General features: G+C 74.0%; 6 protein-coding genes. 4 read left to right on the top strand and 2 right to left on the bottom strand.

Annotated elements, in window-relative coordinates; all coding sequences use genetic code 11:
• Positions 1-54 precede the first annotated feature (54 nt).
• From galE to ACWGKI_RS19225, 3 genes are read left to right on the top strand one after another with little or no spacing between them, the layout of a single operon-like run.
• A complete protein-coding gene (galE, locus tag ACWGKI_RS19235; RefSeq protein WP_380244318.1) occupies positions 55-1,074 on the top strand; it encodes a UDP-glucose 4-epimerase GalE in 1,020 nt (339 codons plus the stop codon).
• Between the two features lie 54 nt (positions 1,075-1,128).
• The gene (locus ACWGKI_RS19230) at positions 1,129-1,380 is read left to right on the top strand and encodes a hypothetical protein (RefSeq protein ID WP_452189165.1); all 252 of its coding nucleotides are present in this window, start codon (positions 1,129-1,131) and stop codon (positions 1,378-1,380) included.
• 9 nt (positions 1,381-1,389) lie between these two features.
• Positions 1,390-2,412: a ribonuclease Z gene (locus ACWGKI_RS19225; protein ID WP_452189163.1), complete on the top strand. Its 1,023-nt coding sequence runs from the start codon at positions 1,390-1,392 to the stop codon at positions 2,410-2,412.
• A 9-nt stretch (positions 2,413-2,421) separates the two neighbouring features.
• On the opposite strand, the gene ald is transcribed toward ACWGKI_RS19225, so the two are convergent.
• A complete protein-coding gene (gene ald / locus ACWGKI_RS19220; protein ID WP_452189162.1) occupies positions 2,422-3,534 on the bottom strand; it encodes an alanine dehydrogenase in 1,113 nt (370 codons plus the stop codon).
• A gap of 193 nt (positions 3,535-3,727) precedes the next feature.
• Here ald and ACWGKI_RS19215 point away from each other — a divergent pair, with 193 nt between their 5' ends.
• Positions 3,728-4,279 carry an Lrp/AsnC family transcriptional regulator gene (locus tag ACWGKI_RS19215; RefSeq protein WP_380244322.1) on the top strand — a complete coding sequence of 184 codons (552 nt, stop codon included), beginning with the start codon at positions 3,728-3,730 and terminating at the stop codon, positions 4,277-4,279.
• A gap of 33 nt (positions 4,280-4,312) precedes the next feature.
• Here ACWGKI_RS19215 and ACWGKI_RS19210 read toward each other — a convergent pair whose 3' ends face one another.
• Complete coding sequence (locus ACWGKI_RS19210; protein ID WP_452189159.1) at positions 4,313-5,308, bottom strand: alpha/beta fold hydrolase; 996 nt, start codon at positions 5,306-5,308, stop codon at positions 4,313-4,315.
• Between the last annotated feature and the right edge of the window lie 104 nt (positions 5,309-5,412).

The following is a 5,412-nucleotide window of genomic DNA, read 5'->3' as shown; positions in this document are numbered from 1 at the left end:
AGCGCTCACGGACGGCGCGTCCGGCACGGCACGTCCACGCCCTAGGCTGGGCCCATGCGCGTTCTCGTCTCCGGCGGCGCCGGGTACATCGGCTCCCACACCGTCCTGTCCCTCGTCGCCTCCGGGCACGACGTCGTCGTGGTGGACGACTTCTCCAACAGCAAGCCCACGGTGATGAGCCGCCTGGAGTCGCTGTCGGGCGTGCACGTGCCCGTGCACGCGCTGGACCTCACCGACGCGGACAAGACCGAGCGCCTGTTCGCGCACGAGAAGTTCGACGCCGTGGTGCACTTCGCGGGCTTCAAGGCCGTGGGGGAGTCCGTGGCCAAGCCGCTGGAGTACTACCGCAACAACCTCGACTCCACGCTGTCGCTGCTGGAGGCGATGCGCCGCCACGACGTGCCGCGCCTCGTCTTCTCCTCCTCGGCCACCGTGTACGGCCAGGACGCGCCCGTGCCCTACCGCGAGGACTACGCGTACCTGTCGTCGTCGTCCCCCTACGGGCAGACGAAGGTGATGATCGAGCGCATCCTGGCCGACGCGGCGGTCGCCGTCGACGGGCTCAAGGTGGCGCTGCTGCGCTACTTCAACCCGGTGGGCGCGCACCCGTCGGGACAGATCGGCGAGGACCCGCAGGGCATCCCGAACAACCTCATGCCGTTCCTGGCCCAGGTCGCCGTCGGCAAGCGCGACAAGCTCGTGGTGTTCGGTGACGACTACCCCACCGCGGACGGCACGTGCGAGCGGGACTACCTGCACGTGGAGGACCTCGCCGCCGGGCACGTCGCCGCGCTGGACCACCTGGACGCGATGGCCGAGCCGGTGCGCGCGTTCAACCTCGGCACCGGCACCGGCACGTCCGTGCTGCAGATGCTGCACGCGTTCGAGCGTGCCGTCGGGCGCGAGCTGCCCTACGAGGTGGGCCCCCGCCGCGCCGGCGACCTCCCCGCCTTCTGGGCCGACCCCACGCGGGCGCAGACCGAGCTCGGGTGGCGCGCGCACAAGACGATCGACGACATGTGCGCCGACACGTGGCGCTGGCAGTCCCAGAACCCGCAGGGCTTCCCTGCCTGACCCCGCCCCGCGGGCGGTCTTGCGGACCCTCGCACCGAGGGCAAGGATGACCCCATGGCCGACGACGGGAGACAGCGGCCCGACCAGCGGTGGGACCCCGGCGCCCGGTACCGCCCGTCGGTGCTGGCAGGGCTGCCGTCCCTCAAGCCCACGCCCGCCGCGCCCTCGCCCCAGCCCCGGCTGGCGGGACGGCTGCACCGCGGGCCCGCGAGGCGCACCGCCGTCTTCGACCGCGACCTGTGGCACCCGGTCCAGCACGTCACCACCGGCCTCGTGCGCGTCGTCGGGCGCGCCCTGGGCCACTGAGCAGCCCGCGTGTCACGACGTGAGCTCGTCGTGCTCGGCACGGCGAGCATGGTCCCCACGCGAGGTCGCAACCACAACGGGTACGTCCTGTTCTTCGACGACCAGGCCATCCTGTTCGACCCGGGCGAGGGCACACAGCGGCAGATGACGCTCGCCGGCGTCTCCGCGACCGACCTCACCCGCATCGCCCTCACCCACCTGCACGGGGACCACTCGCTCGGCCTGGCGGGCGTCGCGCAGCGGCTGTCCGGCGACCAGGTGCGCCACACCGTCCCGATCTCCTTCCCCGCCTCGGGCGAGCCGTGGGTGCGCCACCTGCTGGACGCCAGCGCCTACGACCACCACGAGCGGGTCGCGCTCCAGCCCGTGACGTTCCCACCCGGGCACGCCGACCGTGCGCCGACCGCGGCGGGCGGCCCGGTCGCGACGCTGTCCCGGGTCGACGGCGAACGGGGCGCCGGCCCGGGCGCCCCCGTGCTGACCGCACGCCCGCTGGAGCACCGCATCGACGCCGTCGGCTACCGGCTGGACGAGCCCGACGGCGTCTCCCTCGACCCGGCGGCGCTCACGGCCGCCGGCGTGCCGCCCGGCCCCGCGGTGGGCCGGCTGCTGCGCGAGGGCACGCTCACCCTCGACGACGGCCGCACCGTGCACCGCGACACCGTGTCCGTGCCCCGGCCGGGACAGTCGGTCGCGTTCGTCATGGACACCCGCCTGTGCGACGCGGTCGAGGCGCTCGCCGACGGCGTCGACCTGCTGGTGGTCGAGTCGACCTTCCTGCACCGGGACGCCGACCTGGCCGCCCGGTGGGCGCACCTGACGTGCCGGCAGGCCGCCGTCGTCGCCTCCCACGCCGGCGTGCGCCACCTCGTCCTGACGCACTTCTCCCAGCGCTACCGCGTGCCCGACGAGCTGCCGCTGGAGTTCGAGCGCGAGGCGCGCGAGGTGTTCGACGGCGGCCTCACCGTGGCGGCCGACCTCGACCGCGTGCCCGTGCCGCCGCGGCGGCGCGACGCCGGCCTCGACCGCTGAGCGAGGACCTCACAGCACGTCCGTGACGGCGACCTGGTCGAGGGAGTGCGCCTCGGCGACGCCGGCGTTCGTGACGCGGCCGTCGTGCACGTTCAGGCCGCCCGCCAGCACGGGGTCGGCGCGCATGGCCTCGCGCCAGCCGTGGTCCGCGAGCGCCACGACGTAGGGCAGCGTCACGTTCGTCAGGGCGTACGTGGAGGTGCGGGGCACGGCGCCGGGCATGTTCGCGACGCAGTAGAAGACCGTGTCGTGGACGCGGAACGTGGGGTCGGCGTGGGTGGTGGGGCGGGAGTCCTCGAAGCAGCCGCCCTGGTCGATCGCGATGTCGACGAGCACGGCGCCGGGGCGCATGCGCGCGACCAGGTCGTTGTCGACGAGCACGGGCGCCTTCGCGCCGGGCACCAGGACGGCGCCGACGACGAGGTCGGCGTCCAGGACCGCCTCGGCGAGGGTGAGGCGGTTGGAGGCGAGGGTCTGCACGCGGCCGCCGAGCTCGCGGTCGGCGGCCTTGAGCGCGTCCGCGCTGGTGTCCAGGAGGGTGACCCGGGCGCCGAGCCCGACGGCGACGCGGGCGGCGTTCATGCCCGAGACGCCGGCCCCGATGATCACGACGTGCCCTGCGGGCACGCCGGGCACGCCGCCGAGCAGGACGCCGCGCCCGCCGGCGCCGCGCAGCAGGGTGGCGGCGCCGACCTGGGGGGCGAGGCGCCCGGCGACCTCGGACATGGGGGCGAGCAGGGGCAGGCGGCCGTCGGGGGTCTGCACGGTCTCGTAGGCGACGGCGGTGACGTCGCGGGCGAGGAGCTCCTCGGTGAGCGCCTTGTCGGCCGCGAGGTGCAGGTAGGTGAACAGCACCAGCCCGGGTCGCAGGCAGTGGTACTCCTCGGCGACGGGCTCCTTGACCTTCAGGACCGTCTCGGCGCCGGCCCACACGTCGTCGGCGTCGCCCACCACGGACGCGCCGGCGGCGCGGTACTCGTCGTCGGTGATGGCGGAGCCGTCGCCCGCACCGGCCTGGACGGTGACCTCGTGGCCGCGCGAGACGAGCTCGTGCACCCCGGCGGGGGTGATGGCCACGCGGTACTCGTGGTTCTTGACTTCCTTCGGGACGCCGATGCGCATGGGGCTCGCCTTCGAGACTCGAGACCGCGGCGGGTGACCGTGGCCAGGGTGGATGCTGCGTGGCTGCGTGCCGGGCCGGAGGTGACCCGGGGCCCGTGAGCCGGGAGAAAGATGTGACCCCGCTCACGCCCATTGTGGAGGAGTTGTTCGGCACAGGACTACGAATCCGCACATCGTTCGGTAGTTTGGGGTCATGTCGTCACGATCTGCGCCTCGGGGTGCCGCGCGCTCCACCCGGCCGAACGATGTTCGCCCCGACCCGTCCTGGGGCCTGGACCGGCGCGGGCCGGCACCGGAACGGCTCGACGACGTCGACCAGCGCCTCCTCGCGGCGCTGGCGGAGGACGCCCGCATCCCGAACAACGCCTTGGCGGCGCGGGCGGGCGTCGCGCCCTCCACCTGCCTGACGCGGGTGCGCCAGCTGCGCGAGCGGGGCGTGATCCGCGGGTTCCACGCGGACGTGGACCCGGGGCGCACGGGACACCCGTTGCAGGCGATGATCGCCGTGCAGATGCGCGGCGCGGCGCGGACCCGGCTGAGCACCTACCTGCAGCGCCTCGCCGAGCTGCCCGGGGTGCTGAACGTGTTCCTGCTGGGCGGGGCGCACGACTTCTTCGTGCACGTGGCGGCGGCGGACTCCGACGCCCTCAACGAGTTCGTCATCGAGCACCTGTCCACCGACCCGGACGTGGCGCTCACCGAGACCAACCTGATCTTCCAGCACGCCAGGGCGAGCTGGTACTGACCCGGGGAGGTCACAGCGTGCCGCGGCACGGTGCTACACCGCGTGACCCGGTGTCACCTCGTGCGACCTCGGGTCGCGCCCTGTGCCGGCGGACAGCCACCGCTGCAGCTCGAAGGCGAGGGCGACCGGCGCGTCGAGCTGCACCAGGTGACCCGCGTGCGGGATGAGCCGCACGTCGGCGCCGGGCAGGGCGGCGGCCAGGCGTTGCGCCCGGTCGACGGGGATCCAGGCGTCCTGCTCGCCCCACAGCACGCGCGTGGGCACGTCGAGCGTGCCGAGCAGGGGCTCCAGCTCGGCGATGTACCGCTCGTCGGCCTGGGCGACCTGCCGGTAGAAGGCGGCCTGCCCGGACTCCGAGCTCCACGGGGCGACGAGGGCACGCAGGGCGGTGTCCGTCAGCGGGCGGTGGGCAGCCGTGCGCACGTACGCCTCCAGGGCCCCGCGGTGCACTGCGGCGGGCGTGCGGGTGAAGACGTCGGCGTGCTCGCGCACCAGCGAGGAGTACGGCGATCCCCACGGGCGCAGCGCGACGACGTCGACGAGGCACAGGGATGCGTACCGCGCGCCGTGCAGCAGCGCCGCCCGCAGGCTCACCGCGCCGCCGTAGTCGTGGGCGACCACGTGGGGCCGGACGCCCGGACGCCCCGAGGCGCGGGTGCCGTCGTGCGTCGTCGTCCACGACCCGGCCCAGTGCGCCAGCAGAGCGGCGAACGCCTCGCCCTGCGTGCCCAGGTCGACGTCGTGCGCGGGATCCTTCGACGACGCGCCGTAGCCGGGCATGTCCCACAGGTGCACGGTGAACTCGGCCGCCAGCGCGCGAGCGTACGGCTCCCACAGCCACGACGACCAGGGAGTGCCGTGGCACATCACCAGCGGGGGACCCGAGCCGAAGGCTGTCCACGCGATGTCGCGGCCGCGCCAGGCGAACCGACGATCCAGCAGCGGGGCGTCCCCGGCAGGTGCCGTGCTCTGGACTGTGCTCTGGTCTTTGCTCTGGTCTGCGGCCGGGTCCGTGGTGGCTTCGCCCATCCTGCGAGGCTAGGTGTACCCGGCCAGGAGGTTGGTGCCAGTTCGGGTTGTCGAAGGGAGGACCTCCGGGCTTAGTGGAGATGTCGAAGTCTTCACAACCCGGA

Source organism: Isoptericola sp. NPDC055881 (assembly GCF_053615895.1).
Note: the sequence above shows the minus strand (reverse complement) of the source record. Positions and strands in the feature narration are given on the sequence as shown.